Origin of the sequence: Erythrobacter sp. BLCC-B19 (assembly GCF_028621955.1) — a bacterium.
Lineage (GTDB): Bacteria > Pseudomonadota > Alphaproteobacteria > Sphingomonadales > Sphingomonadaceae > Erythrobacter.
Genome location: NZ_CP117516.1, coordinates 955,239 through 979,322 on the forward strand (window position 1 = coordinate 955,239; position 24,084 = coordinate 979,322).

25 protein-coding genes are annotated in these 24,084 nt (G+C 65.3%); 21 read left to right on the plus strand and 4 right to left on the minus strand.

Annotated features, from left to right (window positions below):
• The first annotated feature begins 20 nt into the window (after positions 1-20).
• From PS060_RS04245 to csgH, 15 genes are all read left to right on the plus strand, one after another.
• Positions 21-1,085, plus strand: a complete 1,065-nt coding sequence (locus tag PS060_RS04245) for a 50S ribosomal protein L11 methyltransferase (RefSeq protein ID WP_273985710.1) — start codon at positions 21-23, stop codon at positions 1,083-1,085.
• Positions 1,086-1,198: 113 nt separating this feature from the next.
• Positions 1,199-1,336, plus strand: coding sequence for a hypothetical protein (locus PS060_RS04250; protein ID WP_273985711.1), 138 nt, complete (start codon positions 1,199-1,201; stop codon positions 1,334-1,336).
• A 22-nt stretch (positions 1,337-1,358) separates the two neighbouring features.
• Positions 1,359-1,904: a DUF2975 domain-containing protein gene (locus PS060_RS04255; protein WP_273985712.1), complete on the plus strand. Its 546-nt coding sequence runs from the start codon at positions 1,359-1,361 to the stop codon at positions 1,902-1,904.
• Entirely contained in the window at positions 1,904-2,146 is a 243-nt protein-coding gene (locus PS060_RS04260; RefSeq protein WP_273985713.1) for a helix-turn-helix domain-containing protein, read from the plus strand. The genes PS060_RS04255 and PS060_RS04260 overlap by 1 nt, the downstream gene beginning before the upstream one ends.
• Before the next feature lie 321 nt (positions 2,147-2,467).
• Positions 2,468-2,983: a 50S ribosomal protein L10 gene (rplJ, locus tag PS060_RS04265; protein WP_273985715.1), complete on the plus strand. Its 516-nt coding sequence runs from the start codon at positions 2,468-2,470 to the stop codon at positions 2,981-2,983.
• 74 nt (positions 2,984-3,057) lie between these two features.
• The gene (rplL, locus tag PS060_RS04270) at positions 3,058-3,432 is read left to right on the plus strand and encodes a 50S ribosomal protein L7/L12 (RefSeq protein WP_273985716.1); all 375 of its coding nucleotides are present in this window, start codon (positions 3,058-3,060) and stop codon (positions 3,430-3,432) included.
• 524 nt (positions 3,433-3,956) lie between these two features.
• Complete coding sequence (locus PS060_RS04275; RefSeq protein ID WP_273985719.1) at positions 3,957-4,376, plus strand: curli assembly protein CsgF; 420 nt, start codon at positions 3,957-3,959, stop codon at positions 4,374-4,376.
• A gap of 8 nt (positions 4,377-4,384) precedes the next feature.
• Positions 4,385-5,359, plus strand: a complete 975-nt coding sequence (locus PS060_RS04280; protein WP_273985721.1) for a CsgG/HfaB family protein — start codon at positions 4,385-4,387, stop codon at positions 5,357-5,359.
• A gap of 212 nt (positions 5,360-5,571) precedes the next feature.
• Positions 5,572-5,745: a hypothetical protein gene (locus PS060_RS04285; RefSeq protein ID WP_273985728.1), complete on the plus strand. Its 174-nt coding sequence runs from the start codon at positions 5,572-5,574 to the stop codon at positions 5,743-5,745.
• A 23-nt stretch (positions 5,746-5,768) separates the two neighbouring features.
• Positions 5,769-7,853 (plus strand): beta strand repeat-containing protein, encoded by a 2,085-nt coding sequence (locus PS060_RS04290; RefSeq protein WP_273985730.1) that lies wholly within the window; start codon positions 5,769-5,771, stop codon positions 7,851-7,853.
• Between the two features lie 70 nt (positions 7,854-7,923).
• Positions 7,924-9,471: a beta strand repeat-containing protein gene (locus PS060_RS04295; RefSeq protein ID WP_273985731.1), complete on the plus strand. Its 1,548-nt coding sequence runs from the start codon at positions 7,924-7,926 to the stop codon at positions 9,469-9,471.
• Between the two features lie 117 nt (positions 9,472-9,588).
• Positions 9,589-11,247, plus strand: coding sequence for a beta strand repeat-containing protein (locus tag PS060_RS04300; protein ID WP_273985732.1), 1,659 nt, complete (start codon positions 9,589-9,591; stop codon positions 11,245-11,247).
• 66 nt (positions 11,248-11,313) lie between these two features.
• Entirely contained in the window at positions 11,314-11,964 is a 651-nt protein-coding gene (locus PS060_RS04305; RefSeq protein WP_273985734.1) for a hypothetical protein, read from the plus strand.
• Entirely contained in the window at positions 11,951-12,760 is an 810-nt protein-coding gene (locus tag PS060_RS04310; protein WP_273985736.1) for a hypothetical protein, read from the plus strand. Before PS060_RS04305 ends, PS060_RS04310 begins: the two co-directional genes overlap by 14 nt.
• Entirely contained in the window at positions 12,757-13,113 is a 357-nt protein-coding gene (gene csgH / locus PS060_RS04315; RefSeq protein WP_273985737.1) for a curli-like amyloid fiber formation chaperone CsgH, read from the plus strand. Before PS060_RS04310 ends, csgH begins: the two co-directional genes overlap by 4 nt.
• 12 nt (positions 13,114-13,125) lie before the next feature.
• On the opposite strand, the gene PS060_RS04320 is transcribed toward csgH, so the two are convergent.
• A complete protein-coding gene (locus tag PS060_RS04320; RefSeq protein WP_273985738.1) occupies positions 13,126-14,577 on the minus strand; it encodes a hypothetical protein in 1,452 nt (483 codons plus the stop codon).
• 332 nt (positions 14,578-14,909) lie between these two features.
• Between PS060_RS04320 and PS060_RS04325 the strand changes: the two genes are divergently transcribed.
• Positions 14,910-16,316: an MATE family efflux transporter gene (locus PS060_RS04325; protein ID WP_273985740.1), complete on the plus strand. Its 1,407-nt coding sequence runs from the start codon at positions 14,910-14,912 to the stop codon at positions 16,314-16,316.
• On the opposite strand, the gene PS060_RS04330 is transcribed toward PS060_RS04325, so the two are convergent.
• Positions 16,313-17,176, minus strand: coding sequence for a mechanosensitive ion channel family protein (locus tag PS060_RS04330; protein ID WP_273985742.1), 864 nt, complete (start codon positions 17,174-17,176; stop codon positions 16,313-16,315). The genes PS060_RS04325 and PS060_RS04330 overlap by 4 nt on opposite strands.
• Before the next feature lie 206 nt (positions 17,177-17,382).
• Between PS060_RS04330 and PS060_RS04335 the strand changes: the two genes are divergently transcribed.
• From PS060_RS04335 to PS060_RS04345, 3 genes are all read left to right on the plus strand, one after another.
• Positions 17,383-17,670 carry a co-chaperone GroES gene (locus PS060_RS04335; RefSeq protein ID WP_273985744.1) on the plus strand — a complete coding sequence of 96 codons (288 nt, stop codon included), beginning with the start codon at positions 17,383-17,385 and terminating at the stop codon, positions 17,668-17,670.
• Between the two features lie 53 nt (positions 17,671-17,723).
• Positions 17,724-19,355 (plus strand): chaperonin GroEL, encoded by a 1,632-nt coding sequence (gene groL, locus PS060_RS04340; protein ID WP_273985746.1) that lies wholly within the window; start codon positions 17,724-17,726, stop codon positions 19,353-19,355.
• A 210-nt stretch (positions 19,356-19,565) separates the two neighbouring features.
• Positions 19,566-20,654 carry a hypothetical protein gene (locus tag PS060_RS04345; protein WP_273985747.1) on the plus strand — a complete coding sequence of 363 codons (1,089 nt, stop codon included), beginning with the start codon at positions 19,566-19,568 and terminating at the stop codon, positions 20,652-20,654.
• A gap of 9 nt (positions 20,655-20,663) precedes the next feature.
• Here the strand turns inward: PS060_RS04345 and PS060_RS04350 are convergent, their stop codons facing one another.
• Positions 20,664-21,602, minus strand: a complete 939-nt coding sequence (locus PS060_RS04350) for a hypothetical protein (protein WP_273985748.1) — start codon at positions 21,600-21,602, stop codon at positions 20,664-20,666.
• A gap of 56 nt (positions 21,603-21,658) precedes the next feature.
• A complete protein-coding gene (gene glpX / locus PS060_RS04355) occupies positions 21,659-22,675 on the minus strand; it encodes a class II fructose-bisphosphatase (RefSeq protein ID WP_273985750.1) in 1,017 nt (338 codons plus the stop codon).
• A 143-nt stretch (positions 22,676-22,818) separates the two neighbouring features.
• Between glpX and PS060_RS04360 the strand changes: the two genes are divergently transcribed.
• Together PS060_RS04360 and PS060_RS04365 are read left to right on the plus strand one after the other, a co-directional pair.
• The gene (locus tag PS060_RS04360; protein WP_273985753.1) at positions 22,819-23,382 is read left to right on the plus strand and encodes a hypothetical protein; all 564 of its coding nucleotides are present in this window, start codon (positions 22,819-22,821) and stop codon (positions 23,380-23,382) included.
• 11 nt (positions 23,383-23,393) lie between these two features.
• Positions 23,394-24,083 carry a hypothetical protein gene (locus tag PS060_RS04365; RefSeq protein WP_273985754.1) on the plus strand — a complete coding sequence of 230 codons (690 nt, stop codon included), beginning with the start codon at positions 23,394-23,396 and terminating at the stop codon, positions 24,081-24,083.
• Position 24,084: the final 1 nt, after the last annotated feature.

Below are 24,084 nucleotides of genomic sequence, written 5' to 3' on the forward strand. Positions count from 1 at the left end.
GCTTGCTACAAGCGCGGGCCATGAGCAAGCCCGCCGCCCCCGCCCCTCCACCCCCCAACCCGGTCGAAGACCCGGTGCGTTTCCTCGAACTCGGGCTTGGGCTCGCCGAGGGCGTGACCGGCGGGCTTGCCCGCGCGCTCGTCGAACGGGCGCTGGCGCGGCACGGCGATGATCCGCGCTGGCAGGCGCTGGCGGGGACGGTGCTGCGCCATGATGTGCCCGATTTCCACGCCCGGATGCTGCGCGACCATGCCCGCAACGCCGCCTATCGCGCGGCGATCGAGCGGTTGGCGCGCGGCAGGGTGGTGCTCGACATCGGCACCGGATCGGGGCTGCTGGCGATGATGGCCGCCCGCGCCGGGGCCGCGCACGTCTATGCCTGCGAGGCCAGCCCGCTGCTCGCCGCCAGCGCGCGGGCAGTGATCGCGGCCAATGGCCTCGCAGACCGGATCACCCTGTTCGACCGTCATTCCACTGCGCTTGACCGGGTGCGCGATCTGGGCGGCGGGGTCGATCTGGTGGTATCGGAGCTGTTCTGCCACACCCTTATCGGCGAAGGCGTGCTCGGTTCGCTCAGTCATGCCCGCGCTGAGCTCGCCGCACCCGGCGCGCTGTTCGTGCCCGAACGCGCCAGCATCGAAGTCGCGCTGGCGCAGTTCCCGCCCTTCACCGCCGACATCAGCGCGGTCGAAGGCTTCGATCTCGGCGCGTTCGGCCCGCACCTTCACACAGCGCGCTGGTGTCCGGCGGACAGCCCGGCGCTGCACCTGCACAGCGCCCCGGCCAGCCTGTTCGCTTTCGATTTCAACACGGGCGCGCTCGATCCGGTCGGGGCGGGCGAAGCGAGGCTCGTCAGCACCGGAGGCACCGTCAACGGGCTGGCGCAATGGCTGAGGCTGACCTTTGCCGACGGCATCGCTTACGAGAACCGACCCGGCAGCGCGCCCGATCTGCACTGGATGATCGGCCTTGCCCCCGGTGCGACTTTCGAAACCGCCCCCGGTGACCATTTCCGCGCGGGCGGCGCCTATGCCGCCGACACCCTTTCCTTGTGGTGCGCGCCGGAGGATGTCGGTCGGGCCTAATCGAAAAACGACACGCTCAATATCGTTTTTCAATATTATTGATTGACGATAAGCCGCAAATCGGATTACACGACCTTTATCGAATCACAATGTGAAAGATAAAGGAGATCGATATGCCCCGCCTCGCCAACCACGCCCTTGCCGCCTGCGCTGCGGTTTTTCTCTCGCTCGCGTCGATCGGCGCAGTCGTGACGGTGCCGCCCGCGCAGGCCGCCGCGCCTGCCGCGCTCGACCTGCCGGTTCTGGCCTGATCGCCCTGAAAGGAGCACGCCGATGAAATCCCCCGGAAACGACCTGCTGCTGATTGCCGGCAAATCCCTGACCCTGCTGATCCAGGGCCTGATGGCGCTGGCCAGTGCCACCATCATTCTCGTTATGATCGCGCTGCCGTTCTATCACGACAGCATCAATATCGAAGCGCGCGCCGAATTCGGCCCTGACATCACCGCCATGCCGTTCGGCGCGGTGCTCGTGCTGTTGGCGGTGGTCTGCGTGCTGTGCGCGGCGGTGTTCCTGTTCTTCGGCAAGCTGCGCGGCATTATCGACACGGTCGCCGCAGGTGATCCCTTCGTGCCCGAGAACGCCGACCGGCTGAGCGCGATGGGTTGGATCCTGATCGGCATCCACGCCCTCACCTTCGTATCGACCGCAACGGCCGCAATCGTCTCGGCCTGGGCGGCGCAGTTTACCGATACCACGCTCGAGGGAGGCTTCGATATCAGCCTGACCCCGGTGCTGATGGTGATCGTGCTGTTCATCCTTGCCCGCGTGTTCCGCCATGGCGCCGCGATGCGCGAAGACCTCGAAGGGACAGTGTGATGCCCCCCAGCAACGACGACCTCGAAGGAGCCCGCATCATGGTCAAGCTTGACGACCTGCTCCATGCCCGCCGCATGACCCTCACTGAACTGGCCGACCGGGTGGGGCTGACCCTTGCCAACCTGTCGATCCTCAAGACCGGAAAGGCCAAGGCTATCCGCTTTTCCACCCTCGCTGCGATCTGCCGCGAACTGCAATGCCAGCCAGGTGACCTGCTGGGCTATCGCGGGGACGAGACCTGAGCCGCCAATTCGCTTGACTCTGACGCCCGATCTTCTAGAGGCCCGCCCCGACCGGCGGGCCTCGTGCTTGTGCCGCGTCATCCGTCCGAGACAGTTGGTGAAGGCAATCGGGTCTTCTTAATTTCCAGCCTAGACGGGGAAACGAGATTTTGCCGGGCAGCCCCGCATGGGCCTGCCCCGCGCGTGCCAGATGGCACACCCTCCTTCCCTATCGACGGACTCGCCCGTGTACGGAGCCTTCGCGGCCCTGTGCGCGGACATAACGTAGCCGGTCTCGGCGGGGAGCCATTCCCGCCAAGGCCATTTGTGAAGGAGTATGGCATGGATCGTTCGCAGAAAGCCGACGCGGTTGCCCAGCTCAATGCGGTCTTCAACGAGGTTGCCGTGGTGGTTGTCACCCGCAATCTCGGCATGACGGTGGCCCAGTCCACCGACCTGCGCGGGAAGATGCGCGATGCTGGCGCCACCTACAAGGTTGCGAAGAACCGTCTCGCCAAGCTCGCCCTCGAGAACACCGACTATGTCGGGCTCGGTGATATGCTCACCGGCCCGGTCGGGCTGGCCTGGTCGACCGACCCGGTCGCGGCTGCCAAGGCCGCTGTCGATTTCGCCAAGACGAACGACAAGCTCGAAATCGTCGGCGGGTCGATGGGTTCGGTCGTGCTCGACGAAGCAGGGATCAAGGCGCTCGCCACGATGCCGAGCCTCGACGAGATGCGCGCCAAGCTCATCGGGCTGGTCAACGCCCCGGCGACGAAGATCGCCCAGGTCGTCACCGCACCCGCTGCGAAGGTCGCCCGTGTTTTCGCCGCCTACGCGGACAAGGACGCAGCGTAAGAGACGTTTTTCGCCAGACGAAACAATCTGTTGGGGCATTTTCCCGCCCCGCCACCAATTTGGAGTGAACCATCATGGCCGATATTGCCAAGCTTGTTGAAGAACTTTCGAAGCTGACCGTGCTCGAAGCCGCCGACCTCGCCAAGGCGCTTGAAGAAGCGTGGGGCGTGAGCGCCGCTGCTGCGGTTGCCGTTGCTGCGCCCGCCGCTGGCGGCGATGCCCCGGCTGCCGAAGAGCAGACCGAGTTCGACGTCATCCTGACCGGCGACGGCGGCAAGAAGATCCAGGTCATCAAGGAAGTCCGCGCCATCACCGGCCTGGGCCTGACCGAAGCCAAGGCGCTTGTCGAAGGCGCGCCGAAGGCCGTCAAGGAAGGCGTGTCGAAGGCCGAAGCCGAAGACATCAAGAAGAAGATCGAAGAAGCCGGCGGCACCGTCGAGCTCAAGTAAGCTCGAAACCGCGGCCTTCAGGTCGACAACAAGAAGGGCGGTGCCAGCAATGGCGCCGCCCTTTTTTGCGTCGCGGCAGTTGAGGCTCGGCCGCCATGCCGCGCGCACTCGCCCGCCGCCGCCGCGCCTGTGCATAACTCCAGGCCGAAGCGCGCGGTGCAAGCCGGATCATAAGGTTAACCGCTTGCATGGGATGCATCGAAGCACGAAAACGAGCCGCAAACCGGTCTGTGCGAGGACACCCCTGACGCGTGCCACAGGCCGGAAATGGCGTGGAAGCCCGTGATTTTTCGCACAAAACCACCATTTTGGAGGTTTCTCTCCGCCCTCGGGGCCGCAGATAAAGTGCAAAGATTGCAGGTGTCTAGCCGAAGGACGGTTTTGCGGCGGCTACGGGAAGTTACTTTACACCCTGTTAATAACCCCTAACATTGTCTCATCGAGTCGCCGAGTCGAAAGACTTTGAACGTGGCAATGGGGAAGATACCCCAAGCAGCGGTTCCTCGGTAAGTTTGGGGGGTTTGATGTCGATCTGCAAGACAGGCCTTGTGGCGTGCGTACTGCTTGCTGCTGCTCCGGTGGCCGCGCAGGATCTCGTGCATGAGCCGATCAGCCCCACCTTTGGCGGCAACCCCTTCAATTCGCAGCACGTGCTTGGCGTTGCCAACGCCAACAACGATTTCCGCGATCCGCGCGCCGCCAGCAGCAACTCGCAGGCCGACATCTTCGCCCGCCAGCTGCAATCGCGCCTGCTCTCGGCGCTGTCGTCGCAGATCGTCGATGCCATCTTCGGCGAGAACCCGCAGGAAAGCGGCACGATCAGCTTTGGCGGTCAGACCATCGAGTTTTTCCGCACGCTGGAAGAAGTGACCCTCATCATCAAGAACGACACCACGGGTGAGGAAACCCGCATCGTCGTTCCGCTGTTCATCGAAGTGAACTGAGGCCGGAAATGCGCAAGCTCGCCTCCCTTGCTCTGGCATCCGTGACCGCGCTGGCGCTGTCGGGTTGCATGAGTATGCCGCAGGACGGCCGCAATTCGATGGCGACCACCACCAGCCTCGCCTATTTCCCGAAGAAGACCCAGACCCAGACCCTGCTCAACCAGCTGCCTGCTCCGCAGCGGCCGGTGGCGATCGCGGTCTATGGCTTCACCGATCAGACCGGCCAGTTCAAGCCGAGCGAAACCGGGCAGACGCTGTCGCGCGCCGTGACGCAAGGGGCCAGTTCAATGCTGGTCAAGGCGTTGCAGGATGCGGGCAACCGTGGCTGGTTCACCGTGGTCGAGCGCGAGCGGCTGGATAACCTTCTGAAGGAACGCCAGATCATTGGCGAGATGCGCAAGCGCTATCTCGGCGAACAGGAAGTCGATCCCAATGCCCTGCCCGCCTTGCTGTTTGCCGGCGTGCTGCTGGAAGGCGGGATTGTCGGCTACGACACCAACACCGTCACCGGCGGCGCAGGCGCGGCCTTCCTCGGGATTGGCGCGCGCACCGAATACCGCCAGGACACCGTGACCGTCTATCTGCGCGCCGTTTCGGTGCGCACCGGCGAGGTGCTGGCCAACGTCACCGCTTCCAAGACCATCGCCAGCCAGGCGCTCGGCGCCAGTGCCTTCAAGTTCGTGGCCTTCCGCGAACTGCTTGAGGCCGAGGCCGGGATCACGTCGAACGAGCCCGATCAGGTCGCCTTGCAGCAGGCGATCGAAAAGGCCGTCTATGGCCTCGTGCTTGAGGGCGTGGACCTCGATCTGTGGCGCTTCAACGACATGGCCGCCGCCATGCCGCTGCTTGCCGCCTACCGCGCCGAGCGCGATGGACTTTATGACGCCAGCGACATCCAGAAAGCGGTCAAGCGGGCGGGTTCGCTCACGGCCCTGACGGTGGTCGATGGCGACAAACAGGATGACCGGAGCGACGGTTCGTAGCTCTGCAAAGGAATTCCCGGGGGGGCTTCATCGTCTGACGGGATAGACCAGAAGAGCACCGCAAGGTGCCGGCTGGGCCGCAAAATAAAGCACGCAAAGGAGCGGCAACTCCGATGCGCGCGAGGAAAAGGTATGCGATCACCTGTTTGGTCCGGCGTCTGACGCGCCGTGGCCAACGCCGGGTATCGCCTATCGTTAGGGCGGATGCAACCATGAATACCCGGCGGAAATTGACGGCCATCTCCAGCACGACCCACCCGGCCCGCATTGGCCTTGTGGTTGGCCATGCCCGTCCTTCCCGCACCAACCGCACCCGCATCACCATTCCGGCACCAGCGACGCAAGTACGTCAGCTGGGCCTGAACCTGTCGCACAACTTCAAGTGATCCAAAGCAGAAGGAACTAGGCAATGAAGAAGGCAATCAAAGCAGGCGTGTCGCTGATGGCGCTGTCCCTCGCGGGCGCGGCACTGGCGCAGGCCGTGCCCAACACGTCCGATGTCGAACAGACCGGCGTGAACGAAATCGCTGAAGTGACCCAGAGCGGCACCGGCACCAACGACAGCGAAATCGATCAGGACGGCAGCGGCAACACCGCAACCGTCACGCAGACGAGCGTTTCGGGCGGCACCAACGTTTCCGACATCCTGCAAGCCGCTGGCTCCAGCGGCAACACCGCGACCGTCGAACAGACGGGCGAAGGCAACGACAGCGACGTGACCCAAGAGGGCACCGACAGCACGGTCGAAGTCACGCAGGACGGCACCGACAACGTTTCGGGCGTGACCCAGAACGCGCTGGAAGCCACCACGATCGTCACGCAGAATGGCAATGCCAACTTCTCGAGTGTCGGCCAGACCGGCGATAACGCCACCGTGAACGTCACCCAGACCAACACCGAGCCCATGATCGACGGCAACGACTCCGCCATCACCCAGAGCGGCGACGGTTCGTCGGCCACCGTCGGCCAGACCGGTCAGGGCAACATCTCGAACATCACCCAGACCGGTGCCGGTTCGCTGACCGAAGTCACTCAGGATGGTGTCGGCAACGACAGCAGCGTGATCCAGGGCGGATCGCTCGCCGACGCCTTCGTTTCCCAGACGGGTGAAGGCAACGAGTCCGACATCGGCCAGACCGGCGTCAGCTCGGTGACCGACATCGTCCAGAACGGCGAACTCAACAAGTCGACCGTGACCCAGTCGGGTTCGGGCTCGGTGACCAATGTCGATCAGGATGGCGACCGCAACAACTCGACCGTGACCCAGTCGGCCAGCCTTGCCGATGTCACCATCGACCAGAACGGCACGCGCAACACTTCGACCGTGGGCCAGAGCGGCCTCAACTCGTCGACCACTGTCACGCAGACCAACAGCGATCCCATGCTGGTCGGCAACACCTCGACCGTGACGCAGAGCGGCATCAACTCGGATACCGACGTCACCCAGAACGGCAGCCTCAACAACTCGGGCATCACCCAGTCGGGCCTCGGTGCGGTTGCTGTGATCAGCCAGGATGGCGAAGGCAACATCTCGACCGCGAGCGAAACCGGCGCGGCCTCCAACCTGGCTGTCACCCAGCTGGGCACCGGCAACGATTCGGGCGTGACCCAGAACGGCGCCGGTTCGGAAGTCGACATCTTCCAGGACGGTGAGACCAACGTCTCGCGCGTCACCGGCACCGGTGCAGGCTCGACCGTCAACGTCAGCCAGACCGGCACCGACAACAACAGCACCGTCGGCCAGACGGGCGTGCTGCTCGAAGGTCTGACCAACGCCGACGTCATCCAGAACGGCGAACGCAACACCTCGACGATCAGCCAGCTGGCTGGCCGCGCCGACGTGCTGGTCGATCAGGACGGCAACGACAACTTCGCTGATGTCCGCGGCACCGCCAACGGTTCGGATGCGACCATCAATCAGGATGGCAACAGCAACCGTTCGGAAGTCGATCAGAACTCGGCGCTGCTCCGCGTCGGTTTCGTCAACCTGCCGATCATCAACGAAAACCAGAGCGTGACCGTCACGCAGGATGGCGACAACAACCTGTCGAAGGTCGATCAGTACGGCCGCAATCAGGTGGCTTCGATCACCCAGATCGGTGAAGGCAACACCTCGGGCGTTCCCGGCGGTGCGACCGGCATCACCCAGGTGGGCGAAAACCAGCTCGCGACCCTGCTGCAGGAAGGCGATGGCAACACCTCGACGATCAACCAGGGCACCAATGGTGACTTCAACGTGGTCCGCACCACGGCGAGCGACGGCAACATTGCCGACGTGATCCAGTCGGGTGACGATGGCGAGTCGAGCGTGAACCAGAACGGCGACTTCAACACCGCCAATGTGAACCAGCTCGACGGCGGTATGTCGAACATCTCGGCCATCACCCAGAACGGCAACAACAACATTGCCGACGTGACCCAGAGCGCCACCGGCAACAATTCGGCGATCAGCCAGACGGGCAACACCCACACGGCGACGGTGATCCAGAACTAAGCATCGAAACAATCGTGCCGGACGGGGCTCCGAGTGATGCCCCTCCGGTCCGTCGAAAGGATATGATACCATGAAGAACATCATCATTTCCGGGGCTTCGGTGCTGGCTCTTGCCATCGCCGCTCCCGGCCTCGCTCAGAACGTGTCGACGATTGACCAGACGGGCACCAGCAATGGCGCAACGGTCACGCAAGCCGGCCAGAACACCTCGGACATCGACCAGAACGGCATGACCAACGCCGCGACCGTCGATCAGGATGGCACCGGCGGCGAATCCACGATCGCACAGACCGGCAACACCAACCGCGCCAACACCACGCAGGACACCATCGATGGCCTCGCCGAAGTGGAGCAGACCGGTAACAGCAACCAGTCCGACATCACCCAGACCGACGAGAATGCGGGCGGCACCCTGGGCGTGCCGGGTTCGGATCCGGAAGCCTTCGTCACGCAGACCGGCAACTCCAACGAGTCGACCGTGACCCAGACCAACAGCGCTGTCAGCTTCGACCTGATCGCCAGCGTCAACCAGAGTGGCGACGGCAGCAAGTCGACCGTGACCCAGTCGGCCAGCGGTGCAGGTTCGGGCGATCTCAACGCCAACGTCACTCAGGCCAATGGCGCGACCTCGACCGTCACGCAGGTGGCAAGCGGGGCATCGGCGATCAACCAGGATGCGATCATCGATCAGGACGGGGTCAACACCTCGACCGTCGAACAGACCTTCCTGCTGGGCAATTCCAACCGGTACAGCGCCACCGTGTTCCAGCGCGGCACCGGCAACGAATCGACCGTGACTCAGGACGACGTGCTGCCCGCCACCGGCTTCCAGGACGAGCGGCTGAGCGCGACCGTCACCCAGACGGGTGATGGCAACACCTCGACCGTGAACCAGCTCAACAAGATCGCCAATGCCTCGGTTACCCAGTCGGGTAACAACAACGAGAGCGAGGTGATGCAGAACGGTTCGAACTTCATGTCGGCAACCGTGCTGCAGACCGGTGACGACAACTTCTCGAAGGTCGATCAGATCGGCAACACCCAGACGGCTGACATCTTCCAGGCTGGCAACAATGTCCGTTCGACGGTCAACCAGACCGGTGGGCGCAGCAATGCGGCCTATATCGACCAGCTGGTGGGTTCGGACGGCTCGCAGTCGACCGTCACCCAGAACGGTGTGGGCGCCACGCATCAGAACAATGATGTCTTCGTGACCCAGTCGGCGATCAACAACATCTCGGTCGCGACGCAGACCGGCTTCAACAGCCGTGCCGAAATCACCCAGTCGGGTGCCGGCAACGACAGTGAAGTCACCCAGACCGGCAATGTCGATCTGGCACCGACGGCGGTCAGCAACCGTGCAACGGTCAATCAGACCGGCACCAACGGCGAATCCGACGTGATGCAGTCGGGCTCGCTCAACGATGCGCTGCTGAACCAGGGCGGGGACGACAACCTCGCCGACGTCAAGCAGACCGGTATCGGCAACGATTCGGACATCACCCAGAGCGGTCTGTCGAACGATGCACTGGTGACGCAGAACAACAACGGCAACGTGTCGAACATCGTTCAGTCGGGCACCGGCGGTTCGGTGACGGTCACGCAGGGCGGAATGTAATGCCTGGAGCCCCGGGCGCGGTTTTGATCGCCCCGGGGCTCTCTCGGCCCAGTCGCCTTGTGCCTGTGCCGACGTCGCATTCACTTCCAAGCCATTCGTTCTTCGAAGGAATTTGAGATGAAGTATGCAATTCTGGCCGGCGTATCAGTGCTGGCCTTCGCGATGGCGGCACCTGCTGCTGCGCAGGACAATTCGTCCACCATCACCCAGACGGGCGGAACCCAGACGGCAACCGTCCAGCAGACCGGCCAGAACGCCGCTGCGACGGTGGTTCAGGGCAATGCCGACAATACCACTACGATCACGCAGGAAGCCAATTCCGGCGGCGATGCCACGGTGACTCAGACCGGCGCCGACAATAATGCAACCGTGGGCCAGACCGCGCTCAATTCGGTCGCCGAAATCGAGCAGTCGGGTGATCGTAACGAGGCATCGCTGATCCAGGGCCGTGCTGCCAACAGCAACAACCAGACCAACGGCCAGCAAGCACTGCTGGTGCAGGCCGGGGATGACAACGGCATCATCGCCAATCAGTCGGGCACCAGCAGCGATCTCAGCATTTCGCAGAGTGGCAACAACAACGATGCGACGCTGACCCAGTCGGGCTTCGACAACAGCTCGGGCGACGATACGAATCCGGCGCTTGTCGGGATCGACCAGTCGGGCAACGACAATGATGCCTTCGTGACCCAGTCGGGCCAGCTGTCGGACGCTTTTGTCAATCAGGGCGGCGACTTCAACATCGCCACGATCAATCAGACGGTCAACAACCTGCCCAATCCTCCGGGCGGCAATGATCCGCGCGTTGCGACGGCGACCATCAACCAGGGCGGTGATCGCAACGAAAGCACGATCAACCAGAACGGCCCCGGCACGGCGACCATCTCGGCCCGCCTGATGACCGCCACCAGCACGCAGAACGGTGACGACAACGACAGCACCATCACCCAGGCCAACACCGCGGTTCTGGCCGGCGCCTCGTCGAATGCCGCAACTGTCACCCAGAGCGGAACCTTCAACGACTCGAGCGTCAATCAGGACGGCGTCGAGCTGGATGCGACCATTGAGCAGAACGGGGATACGGGCGAATCGACCGTGATCCAGTCGGGCACGGGCAGCGATGCCTTCGTCATTCAAGGTGGTTCGGGCCAGATCGCCAGCGTGACCCAGTCGGGCACCGACAACCTGTCGCAGAGCATCCAGAGCGGCAGCGGCAACGAATTGACCGTGACGCAGAGCGGCACCGGTGGTGATTCGGGCATTGTGCAGGGCAGTTCGGGCAACGTCGCCTTTGTCGACCAGATCGGCACGGGCGGTTACAGCCGGGTGTACCAGGGCGATGTCGGCCCGGGCAGCAACAACACCGCCGATGTGACCCAGACGGGCCTCAACAACTCGTTCATTGGTCAGGGCACCGGAAGCCGCAACTCGGCGACGGTGATCCAGACCAACACCGGCGGGCCGGTCAACACCAGCACCGTGCAGCAGGGCGATATCGACTTGGTCGGCAACAACGTGCTCGGCGATGACAACACGGCTGCCAACATCACTCAGACCGGCAGCGGCAACTCGAGCACTGTGACCCAGTCGGACACGCTGTCCCTGGGCGGCTTCAACTCGGCTGAAGTGACCCAGCTGGGCGCCGACAACCTCAGCACCGTCACGCAGAACGGTGCCAACAACTCGGCCGAGGTCTCGCAGACCGGCGATGATCACCAGTCGTTCGTCACCCAGACGGGCACTGGCAACATGGCCACGGTCACACAGGGTATGTAAGCCCGAAGCGCCCGGGCGGGAGCAATGCTCTCGCCCGGGGCAGCTTTATGCAGTATGGAAGGGTGAATGATGGCGCGATCCCCCCTCGATGTGGTCCGCAGCGGCACCTTGGCCGCAGCGCTTATCGCCGTCCCCGCCCTCGCGCAGAGCGAAGAGCCCTCACGCGGTGTCTTCGTCGCACAGATTGGCGATGGGAGCCGCGCGACCGTCAGCCAGCAGAATTCCGACAGCCTCGCCAACATCGTGCAGGAGGGGAACGACAACCAGGTCGACCTCGCCCAGACCGGCATCGCCGCGCACCGCGCCCGGATCGTGCAGGATGGCGACAACAATGTCGTCAAGGCAGAGCAGGATGGTGCCGGCGCGACCGACCTTGCGCTGTTGCAGGACGGCTTGGGCAATACCGCCCTCGTGCTCCAGCGGGAAAGCTCAGCGACCGCTACGACCAGCGCCGAGATCATCCAGAGCGGCAATGGCAATCGCATCATCCTTGCACAGGATGGCAGCGACAACACCGCCAGCCTGACCCAGCAGGGCGACGGCAACACCATGACCGCGACCCAGATCGACAGCGGCAATACGTTGCAATGGACCCAGAACGGCAATGCTCTGGCTGATCTCGTGATCTCGCAAACGGGCGGCGCGACGATGGAGATCACGCAGAGCAACACCGGCGAAGGCGTGCAGTTCATGCCGCCAGCCGGTGCAGGCGGCTGAGGTCGGCGGATCGGGGATGATGCAGCCGATGCGCCTTGCTGGCCTTGGGGCAGGTTTTGGGTTGGCCCTCGCCAGTCTTACAACGGGTGCGTCCGCGCAGCAGGACGACGCGCTCCCGCCTGCCAGCCGCACCGAGGCGAGCCAGATCGAAATGCCGCAGGCCTCGGGCAGCAGCGCCGCAGGACGCGCCTATCTCGACGAAAGCGGACGCCCCGCCACTGCCGCACAGCCGCGCGCCAGTCTGGTGCAGACCGCCGGCGGCCAGATCTCGCGCGGCGACAGCAACGCGCCCGCCAGCCAGATCAGCGCGCGCGGGCAAGGCGGGCCGGGCATGGTCCAGCTGTCCAAGGTCGATCTCGACGCCACCCTCGCGCAGCTTTCCCCGGCCGAGCGCCGGGTGCTGTTGCAGGCGATCGAGGGCACAGACATCTGCGATAACCCGCCCGATGTCCCGGCCATTCAGGCGCTCTGTCTCAACCGGATCGAGACCCGCTCGGGCGAGTTTGCCAATCTTGCGCCCGCCTCGGCGAGCGCCGAGGATCAGCTGCTGCGCGGCAATCTTGAGAGCACCTCGCTGCCCAGCGTCGCGCAGGTGATCGAACGGCTGGCGCGCGGCGGGGCATCAAGCGGGGATTTCAGCAATCAGGCCATCGCCTCGATCGCATTGGGCTCCAATCCGACCATCCAGCCTGCTCCCCCGCGCGAGGAAAAGCCCGAGAGCACTGCTGGTCTGGGCGAAGAGGCCCAGGCGCTGATCAATGCACTCATCAACCAGCTGGGAGGCGGCGCGCCATGACCCCTGCCCTGCCGCCCTATGCTGCGGCGCTGGCTCTGCTTGCGCAGGCAACAGGAGCCCCGATGACCGACCAGCCCCACGCGCTCTCGCTCGATGTCCACGAACACGACGGCCTGGTCGAAGTGCAGCTGATCGGCCTGTCGCCGCGCGCGCAGGCGGTCAGCTATGCGCTCGAAGTGACCGGGCAATCGACCGCGCGCCACCGCGGCTCGACCACGCTCGCGCCCGATACCCGCGCGGTGCTTTCGACCATGCGCACAAAGGCAGGGGCGGACTGGTGCGTGAAACTGGTCGCCGAAGAAGAAGGCCGCGCGCCATACGAGATCACGCGCGGGGCTTGCCCCACCCCGTAGGTATTGTGCCGATCAGGGGCCGAGCATCGGCGTGCTGATCTGCTCCATGTGCACCTTGTGCGCATTCTTGGGCCGGGTATCGGTAAGGCCGACATTGAACTCGTCATAGACCGGATCATAGCTGATCGGGATGCCCTGCGCCTGCAAGGCGGACAGCGCCACATAGGTGTCGCCCGCCGATGACTGACGGATGCGGGCCAGCTGGGCGGGATCATAGCGGTTGGCGAGCAGCTCGACCACCGAGCCGAGCCGTACCTTGAGCCCCTCGGGCGATTGCTGGAAATCGACCATGCCGGCAGTCTTGCCGTCAACCCGGGTGAGAAGCCGGGATGTGATGGTCTGCTGATAGCGGCTGCTCGCCGCGCCAGCGGGTGCGGCAAGCGCAGGTTTGGGTTTCGGCAAAGCGGCGACGGCCGCTGGTGCCGGTGCAGGAACGCTGGCGGGCTTTGCCGTCGGTGTCGGCGCGGCGACGGGGGCCGGAGCAGCCGCCGGGCGCGGCGCGGCAATCGGCGCGCGCGCGGCAGGCACCGCAGCAGCGCTCGCGCTGACTGGCGCGGCCGGACGCGCAGCCGCTGCAAGCGGCGCGCTGGCGGGTGCGGAGGCCGGACGCGCAGCTGTGGCGGCGGGCGGCGCGGTTCGGGACGCGATGGTCTGCGCGGTGGTCACCTGATCGATCGCCCCGCGCGGCGCAGGCGCGCGGCCGGTGGCGCTGCCAGCGGCGGGCAGCGGGGATGCAGGAGCAAGCGTTGCCGTCGGCGTGACCTGCGGCGCCGATGGCGCTGCTGCCACTGGCGCGGGACGAGCAGCGCTCGCCGGGGTCGATGGCGCTGTCGGTTCTACCGCGACACCGGCGTTCACCCCGCCTGCGCTGATCGGTGCGGCAGGCACGGGCGCGGCAGCGGCAAGGCGCGCGGCTGGCGGCGCTGGCTCGGCTGCGGGGAGCTTGGCAGGTGCGGCGGCTCCGGTTGTCACCGCTACGGGCTGGGCCGGCAGGACGGCGCGGGCAACCGGCTCCACCTGCGGGGCGGACGGCGCGGTCACAGCGTCAAGCGCGCCCGCATCCTCGCCGAGCGCGGTGACGCGCGCGGCCGGAGCAACCAGCGCCGGAGCGCTGCTCTCGGCGCGCGGCAAGCTTGGCGGCGCAAGCTGCGCGGGCGGCATTTGCACAGGCGCCACAGGCTCGGGCAAGGGCGCAGGCTCGATCAGGCGTTCTGTCTGTGCCGGAAGGGTAGCAAGGCCCGCCGACGGATTTGCGGCGATCAAGGCGGCATAGCGCACACCTGTCAGCGCAGGGCCAGATACCGCTGCAACGCCGAACCGTTTGGCGGCGGGATCCTTGGCCGGGACCGGAGGGGGCAGCCCGTCACGCCCGAGGCTCCCGTCGACATCGCCGGCACCCACCGAGAATTCCGGAACGGTCAGCGCAGCGATCACCACCACGCTGCCGGGGACGACCCGCGCCATCACCCGCCGACCCAGACCCTTGCGACGCACGGGCGCAACCGCGTCAGCGCCGTCTGCGCACGCGTCAGCCTCAGCATCGAGTGGTGGTCTGCAATCTGTCACAAAAGCCCCCAGAGCACGTTCCTATGCGGCGCTGCAACGATTCGGCAAAGAGAAATCCGTCCCGGATCGGGATTCGACTTTGCTAAGATGCTGATATTCAATGATCCGGCTAAGAGGCAACGGGGACACCAGCGCGGCAGTGGTGCCAATTTGGCGCAGATTACGATTGCGCTTCCCCCGAATCGCCCCTGCGCCTATCCGGGCCGGCTCGCCTTGCGGCGCGCACCGTTATGACCATGCACGATACCACCACCACTCTCGACACGCCCGGCTGGGGGCAGGAGATCCGCGCGACGCTGGCGCTGGCGGTGCCGCTGGCTGCGACCAATCTGCTGCAAATGCTGATCCACGCGGTCGACGTGATCTTCATCGCGCGCCTCGGCGACACGCCGCTTGCCGCATCGAGCCTTGCGATCGCGATCTTCGGCCTCACGGTCTGGGCCATGACCGGCCTCGTCGGCGCCTGCGCGCCGCTGATCTCCGCCGAGCGCGGGCGGCGCTTGCACGCGGTGCGCGAGATCCGCCGCACGGTGCGGATGGGAATGTGGGTGGCCGCGGGATTCGGCTGCGTCGGCATGGGGATTGCCTTTGCCGGTGAGCGGCTGCTGCTGGCGAGCGGTCAGGATCCCGCGATTGCGGCGATGGCGGGCGATTTCCTGTTTGTGCTGGCCTTCGCGATGATCCCCATGATCCTTGCCGGCGTGTTCCGCATCTTCGTCGCCGCGCTGGGCAAGCCCGGCTATGCCACCGCGATCACGCTGCTGGCGCTGGGCACCAATATCCTCGGCAACTGGACGCTGGTGTTCGGCAATCTCGGCCTGCCTGCGCTGGGCCTGATGGGCTCGGCGCTGTCGAGCGTCATCACAGCGCTCGCGATGCTGGCGGCCTATGTCGTCGTCATCACCCGCGATCGCACGCTCAGGCGCTATCGCATCTTCGGGCGCTGGTGGCGGCCGGAATGGCGGCGGCTGCGCGACATCATGGTGATCGGCACGCCGATTGCGCTCACCGTGCTGGCCGAGGCCGGGCTGTTCAGCGGCGCGGCACTGCTCATGGGCCGCTTCGGCGAGACCGAGCTTGCCGCGCATACGCTGGCGCTGAACCTCGCCGCGCTCGCCTTCCAGATCCCCTTCGGCACCGCACAGGCGGCGACGATCCGCGTGGGCTTCCACCATGGTGCGGGTGACGCGCAAGCGGCGGGCCGGGCGGGCTGGGTCGCGCTCGCGATCGGCACGGGGTTCATGAGCACCACCGCGCTTGCGATGCTGCTGATGCCGACGCTGCTGCTCAAGGTCTATATCGACCCGGCCGCCCCGGCCAATGCAGCGCTGGTGGGCTTTGCGCTGCAATATCTGCTGTGGGCGGCGATCTTCCAGCTGGCCGACGGCGTGCAGGCGGTGGGCGCGGGGGCGCTCAGGGGCTTGCAGGACACCCAGGTGCCGATGTGGATCGCGATCTTCAGCTATTGGGTGCCCGGCTTCGGTCTCGCCATCGGCCTTGGCTTCTACACCCCGCTTGAGGGAACGGGCGTGTGGATCGGGCTTGCCACCGGGCTGTTCTTCGCTGCGGCCGGGCTGCTGTGGCGCTGGGCGCGGCGCGACCGTCTGGGGCTGACGGACTACGCCGCTGCGGCCTAGGACTTGGCTGGCAGCGCCCTGACCTCGCGCTGCGGGAAGGGGATCGAAATGCCGACCTCGTCGAACCGCCGCTTGGTCGCTTCGGTCAAGGCCCAGGACAGGCCGAGATAATCCTCGGTCTTGCACCATACCCTCAGGCCCATCGTCACCGCACTATCGGCCAGCGCCGCCACGAACACGGTGGGCGCGGGTTCGGACAAGACCCGCTGATCGGCATTGGCCAGCGCCAGCAGCTCGGCCCGCGCCTGTTCGATGCTGTCGTCATAGCCGATCCCGATCAGCAGCTCGAACCGCCGCTTGGGCATCCGCGAGAAGTTGATGATCGGCTTGTTCCACAGCTCGTTATTGGGAACCATGACGTAGAGCCCGTCATATTGCAGCAGTTCGGTGGTGAACAGGCCGATGCCCTGAACCACCCCGGTGACAGCGCCCGCGGTGATCGCCTCGCCCACGCGGAAGGGCCGCTGGATCAGGATCATCACCCCGGCCGCGACATTCGACAGCGTGCCCTGAAGCGCCAGCCCCACAGCCAGCGCGAGGCCGCCCAGCGCTGCGATGATCGAGGTCGTCTGCACCCCGAACTGGGTCAGCACCGTGATGCCGACCACCACCCACAGCGCATACTTGATGATATTGCTGAGGAACTTGGCAACCGTCGGCTCGATCCGGCCCGATCGGGTCAGCGCGCGGTCGGCCCAGCGCGAGAGCCACCGGGCGAGGATCACCCCGATCACCAGCACCGCCACCGCGCCGGTCAGATAGGCGAGGTTGGTCTTCAGCCACAGCCATGCCTCATGGGCGAAATTGATCTCGTCGCCGAGACTGGCGGCGATCTTGGGCGGCAGTTTGGGGGCGGACATGGGATCGGGGCTCCTGCTTGCGAGCGCCTTGCAATAACCATCCCCAAGGGTGCTGGCCACCCCTCGCCCAAAATCGCATCCGGCGCGAAATTTTTTGCGCGCGCAGGGCTTGATTCATTCCGCCCCCACGACCAAATGCCCCCGCGTTGGCACTCTCGGACGGAGAGTGCCAAGCCAACTCACCATTTCAAGGAAAGGTCATACTCATGGCATTTCGTCCGCTGCACGACCGCGTTGTGGTCCGTCGCATCGAAGCCGACACCAAGACTGCCGGCGGCATCATCATCCCCGACAGCGCTCAGGAAAAGCCGAGCGAAGGCGAAGTCATCGCCGTGGGCGAAGGCGCCCGTGACGATGCCGGCAACCGCATCACCCCCGACGTCAAGGTCGGCGACCGCGTGCTGTTCGGCAAGTGGTCGGGCACCGAAGTCAAGATCGCTGGCGAAGACCTGCTGATCATGAAGGAAAGCGACATCATGGGGATCGTCGGCTAAGCGCCGCGCCCTTCTTCCCTTTCTAAACACAACCAAATCTCAGGAGAAACGAAATGGCTGCCAAGGACGTGAAGTTCGGCCGCGAAGCCCGTGAAGGCATTCTGCGCGGCGTCGATATCCTCGCCAACGCTGTCAAGGTGACCCTCGGCCCCAAGGGCCGCAACGTTGTCATCGACAAGAGCTTCGGCGCGCCGCGCATCACCAAGGACGGTGTGAGCGTCGCCAAGGAAATCGAGCTCAAGGACAAGTACGAGAACATGGGCGCGCAGATGCTGCGCGAAGTGGCCTCGAAGGCGAATGACGCTGCCGGTGACGGCACCACAACCGCCACCGTGCTCGCTCAGGCGATCGTCACCGAAGGCATGAAGTCGGTCGCGGCCGGCATGAACCCGATGGATCTGAAGCGCGGCATCGATCAGGCCGTGCTCGCCGTGGTCGAAAACCTCAAGGCCCGTTCGAAGGACGTGTCGGACAGCTCGGAAATCGCGCAGGTCGGCATCATCTCCGCGAATGGCGACCGTGAAGTCGGCGAAAAGATCGCCGAAGCCATGGAAAAGGTCGGCAAGGAAGGCGTCATTACCGTCGAGGAAGCCAAGGGCCTCGAGTTCGAACTCGATGTCGTCGAAGGCATGCAGTTCGACCGCGGCTACCTGTCGCCCTACTTCATCACCAACCCCGACAAGATGACCGTGGAACTGGATAACCCCTACATCCTGATCCACGAGAAGAAGCTGTCGAACCTCCAGTCGATGCTGCCGATCCTCGAAGCCGTGGTGCAGTCGGGCCGTCCGCTGCTGATCATCGCCGAGGACATCGAAGGCGAAGCGCTGGCGACCCTCGTGGTCAACAAGCTGCGCGGCGGCCTCAAGGTTGCAGCGGTGAAGGCTCCGGGCTTCGGCGATCGTCGCAAGGCGATGCTGCAGGACATCGCGATCCTCACCAAGGGCGAGATGATCAGCGAAGACCTCGGCATCAAGCTGGAAAACGTCACCGTCGGCATGCTCGGTCAGGCCAAGAAGGTCTCGATCGACAAGGACAACACCACCATCGTCGATGGCGCCGGTTCGGCTGACGACATCAAGGCGCGCGTCGCCGAAATCCGCACCCAGATCGACAACACCACCAGCGACTATGACCGCGAGAAGCTCCAGGAGCGTCTCGCCAAGCTCGCCGGCGGTGTGGCCGTGATCAAGGTTGGCGGTGCGACCGAAGTCGAAGTGAAGGAGCGCAAGGACCGCGTCGACGACGCTCTCCACGCGACCCGCGCTGCGGTGGAAGAAGGCATCGTTCCGGGCGGCGGTACCGCGCTGCTCTACGCCACCAAGGCTCTCGAAGGGCTGAAGGGCGCGAACGAAGACCAGACCCGCGGCATCGACATCATCCGCAAGGCGATCACCGCCCCGATCAAGCAGATCGCGACCAACGCCGGTCACGATGGCGCGGTCGTCGCGGGCAACCTGCTGCGCGAGAATGACGAAACCCAGGGCTTCAACGCCGCCACCGACACCTACGAGAACCTGGTGAAGGCCGGCGTGATCGACCCGACCAAGGTCGTCCGCACCGCGCTGCAGGATGCGGCTTCGGTCGCCGGCCTGCTGATCACCACCGAAGCGGCGATCGTCGAGCGTCCGGAAGACAAGCCGGCCGCCCCCGCCATGCCCGACATGGGCGGCATGGGGTTCTAAGCCGCTAGGGCGGGCGCGAGCCAGCGCAAGCTGGCTCCGCACTCGCCCAAGGCCGGTCAGCGGGGCGCCCACGCCCCGTCTGACGACTCGAGCTTTGCCCGAGGCGGCCCAAGCCAGACACAAGAAAACCCCGGCGGAGCGATCCGCCGGGGTTTTTCTGTGCCAGCCTCCATTTACCCCTTAGTGAACTTCCCCTGCCATAGCGGCACCATGGACGGTCTGCGCATCTCCCACGACACCTCGGCCTATGAAGTCCCCGCCGCGCTCGATGGCGCGGGGCGGCTGACGGCGGCTTGCGTCGCCCGCGCGCTGGCGATGATGGACACCCACGGCCTTGTCGTCCTCACCGGGCTCTTGTCCGGCGCCGAGGCCGATGCGGGGCTGTCGCTGATCCGCCAGACCATCGACGATCCCGATCGCGCCCGCAGCACCTTTGCCAGCGAGACCGACAATCTCTACGTTCGGCGCGATTTCTGCTCCTTGCCGTCAAGCCCCGAGGTAACCGGCTTTGCGGCGATGCTCGCCCAGCGGCTCGAGGGCGTGATCGGCGAATATTGCGGCCGCTCGCGCCCCGTGCTCGAGATCGCGACCTTCACAAGCTACCTTGGCTCCTCGCACCAGTATATCCACCGCGATCCAGCAGGGGTGATCAGTATGTTTGCGGCGGTCGAGGACATCTCGCCGCAGCAAGGCGGCACGGTGTTCGTGCCCGGCACGCATCAGTTTGGCGGGGCCGATTATCGGCATGGCGGCGGTGCCTACGGGCAGATGGAGTTGTTCCGCACGCTGTGCAACGCGCGCATTTTCCGCCACAATCTCGCCAAGCTGCGGGCGATGCGCGGATCGGCGGAGGCGCCGCTTGCACCGGGCGAATTCCGCGACCGGGTGTTCTCGATGAAGTGGGATCAGCACCAGCCCAATCTGCTGCGCTTCCTCGCGGGCAAGAACTCGCAGTTCAGCCTGCGCCACCTCTGCCCGAGGACGCTGTGGCAGTTGTGGCGCAAGGGCGCGACGCTCGATCAGCGGTTCCGCCCGGTACAGGTCGCGCCGCGCAAGGGGACGGTGATCCTCTACCGCAGCGACCTGCTCCACGCCGGGCCGGACAACCGGTCGGGCCAGCCGCGACGGTTCTTCGGCATGAGCATCGCGCGCGATCATCTCGACACCAAATACTGGCACGACGGCTACTCGCCGCACCCCACACTGGTGGCCGAGCCGCTGACCTTCGCCGACCTACTGGCCGCGCCGGGCCTTGCGGCCGCAGTGCCCGAACGCCGACCGGGCACCTTGGTGCGCTGAAGCTGGCCCTCAATCCAGAAAGGGCAGCAGCCGGTCGTTCAGGGAGAAAACGTCCCGCAAGCACGCCTCCGTCCAGTCTTCACGCCGCTTGAAGGGGTGAGATCGCCATCGGCCGGGCTCATGCCAGAAGACTCCCCCAGGCTTCGCAAACACAGGCATATCAGGCGCGATCCGGGACAATATCTTGTGAGATTCGCGGTAGATTTCCAGCGGTTCCGCCTTACGGCCCAGAAAGCTCTCTCGGATCGGCCCGCTCGTCACTGGTGGCCGATACAGGGGCGGAACGACAAAAATCGTCTTTTCAATGTATTCGGACGACAGGATGACCTCAAGCTCAGACAAGGTCGAGGGCTGAGTGAATGGCAAGGCAAAAATGATCTGCGCCTGCTCCATCAGCAGCAGAGCCTTGTCCTCCCATTCGGCATCCGTGCTGTTGATTTCGCCCGGGCCAAATCCGACCCCCTTGCCGGATAGCGCGATTAGCGGCAGTCGGGGCTCGATCGCTCGCGCCAGCATATCTTCAATCGCGACGCGAAAGCCGTAGCGCACCACATCATCGCTGCCGATGTCGGTTGTCTCCCATGCGAACCGGTCATCCGAGAAGAATGGACGCACATAGAAGGCGTAGGGTTCTACGCTGACCATTGGAGACGCGAGCGTAGTTGCAATACGATGCGCCGCCCTATCCCTGTCGTGCTGCCGTGCCTTGCCCTCGCGAACGATCTGTCGGAAGCGGCTGACAAGAAGGATCAGGGGCAGAACGAGTATGGCAGCCAGCAAAACACCTAGTGCGATCTTACCAGACTGCGGAATTGATCCGAGCCAGCCCGGAAAGAACTTGTCGAGCAGCTTGGAAGCGACCGGAACGACCGAACCGAGCGCCAGCAATTGGAGCCCGAAGGTCGTCCACGGATGCGTTTCGCTTGTCGGTGGTGGGCGCGTTACCATGATCCCCGTTCACGCCAGCAGGCGCAACCATGTCCTGCCTGGTCGGTGCGCGCTGATCACCCGATCCGGTGTTCGCCCCGGATCCACCGCACCGTTCCAGAGCTGGCCCGCATCACCACGCTTTCGGTGGTCAGGATCGTCTGTCCGGTCGGCTTGCGGCGGCGCTTGACCCCGCCCAGCAGCGAACCGTCGGTCACCCCGGTGGCGGCGAAGATGCAGTCACCCTTGGCGAGGTCTTCCAGCTTGTAGATGCGATTGAGGTCTTCGATCCCCCACTTGGCGGCACGGGCCTTTTCGTCATCGTTGCGGAACACCAGCCGCCCGTTGAACTGCCCGCCGACGCAGCGCAGCGCGGCCGCCGCCAGCACGCCTTCGGGCGCGCCGCCCTGGCCCATGTAGAGGTCGATGGTGGTTTCCTCGTCGGTCACCGCGATCACCCCCGCGACATCGCCGTCGCCGATCAGCACCACGCCGCAGCCGAGGCTGCGCAGCTCGGCGATGAGGTCAGCATGGCGCGGACGATCGAGCACGCAGACGTTGATCTGCGACGGTTCGACACCCTTGGCCTTGGCGACCGCGCAGACGTTTTCGGTGGGCGACTTGGCGAGATCGATGATGCCCTCGGGATAGCCCGGGCCGACCGCCAGCTTGTCCATATAGACGTCGGGTGCGTTGAGCAGGCAGCCTTCTTCCGCCGCCGCCAGCACCGCAAGCGCATTGGGCCCCGCCTTGGCGGTGATGGTGGTGCCTTCGAGCGGATCCAATGCGATGTCGATCTTCGGGCCTTTGCCCATGCCGACCTTCTCGCCGATATAGAGCATCGGTGCCTCGTCACGCTCGCCTTCGCCGATCACCACGGTGCCGTCGATATAGAGGTTGTCGAAGGCCTTGCGCATGGCTTCCACCGCGGCTGCGTCAGCCGCCTTCTCGTCCCCGCGCCCGACCAGCTGCGCTGCCGCAATCGCCGCCGCTTCGGTGACGCGCACCATCTCCAGCACCAGGACGCGCTGGATCGCGTTTTCGGCGGAAGCTTGCCCGGCAGGCACGAGGTCGGTATCGGGTGTCGAGTTCATGTCCAATTCAGCCCTTCTTCGCTCTGGTTGCGTCCCAGCCATGTATCAGACCGGCGCTTAAGCGGATGGAGACGGGTTTGTCGAGCAAAGCAACGTCTGCCCGCACCCAATTGCGGATTGTGCTGGCCGTTATCGCCGGAACGATGGCGATGCCACTGGCCGCGCAGGATGACACGACCGAGACACCTGCGCCCGCTGCCGAAACACCCCCACCTCCGCCGGCGCCAGCCGAGCCTCGGCCGCGAATCGACCTGATGGTCACCGTGCCGCGCAGCGATGCCAGCGAGGCGCAATTGCAGGAGTGCCGTGACGATACCGACGCGGGCACGATCAGCGGCGAAATCGTGGTCTGCCGCGAAGTCAGGCAGGACGGCAAGACCCCGCTGACCGGGGATCGCGCCGCCACGCAGAAGCGCTATGCCGAGGAAACCGCGCTGAAGGGCGCACCGCGCGCACCCGAAGCTTTCGGCATCCCCGACAATGGCAAGGGGATCGGCTTCGGCAAGCCGCCGCCGGCTGCAATCATGATCGATGTCGCGGCGCTGCCCAAGGCACCGGAAGGCTCCGACGCGGATCGCATCGCGCGCGGGCTTGCGCCGCTGGGCGAGGAGCGCGAGCTCACCGAAGAGGAAGAAAAGGCGCGGCGCGAGGCGGCGGGGATCAAGACCAGCGTGCCGCCCAGACCCAAGAAGGGGAAGGGCGGATAGGAGCGCCCGCCGTGCTTGCCGCCCTCATCGTGGCCGCTCTGGCCGCCCAGGTCGCCACCGAACCGCAGGTGCCGATCGGGCCTTATGTGCCGCCCCAGCAGACGCTTCGCCTGCCGACCGGCACCGCGCCGCCCAAGCCCGCCAAGCCTGCCGAGCGCGCCGAGCCTGAACGCCCGCGCATCCCGATCGACCTTGGCCCCGATGCGCCGATGGCCGAACCGCCGCAGCAGATCGACATTCTCGCGCCCCCGCAAACCTCCGAGGCCGCCAATGCTGCCGAGTTGAAGGAGTGCGAAGACCAGACCGAGCGCGGGGTCGTGGCGGGCGAGATCGTGGTGTGCCGCGCGCTTCCGGCGGATACCTCGCAGCTCTATTCCGGCAGCCGCGAGGCGTGGCTCAAGGCCTATGCCGAGCGCACCAAGGGGCCAAGCACCCCCGATGTCGATGGCAGCGGGCTGCCTGCGGGCATGGTGCCGATGATCACCATTATCGGCTGCTTCTTCGGCCCCTGCCCCAAGCCCCCGGCGCTGATGATCGATGTCGAGGCGATTGCAACCCCGCCCGCAGGCTCGGACGCCGAGCGGGTCGCACAGGGGCTCAAGCCGGTGGAAGGCGACGACGCGCCGCTCGATGCCGACGCACGAGGGCGGATCGCGGCGGAGCTGGGGTTGCCGGAGGCTGGTCGACCGGAGGAGGAATAAG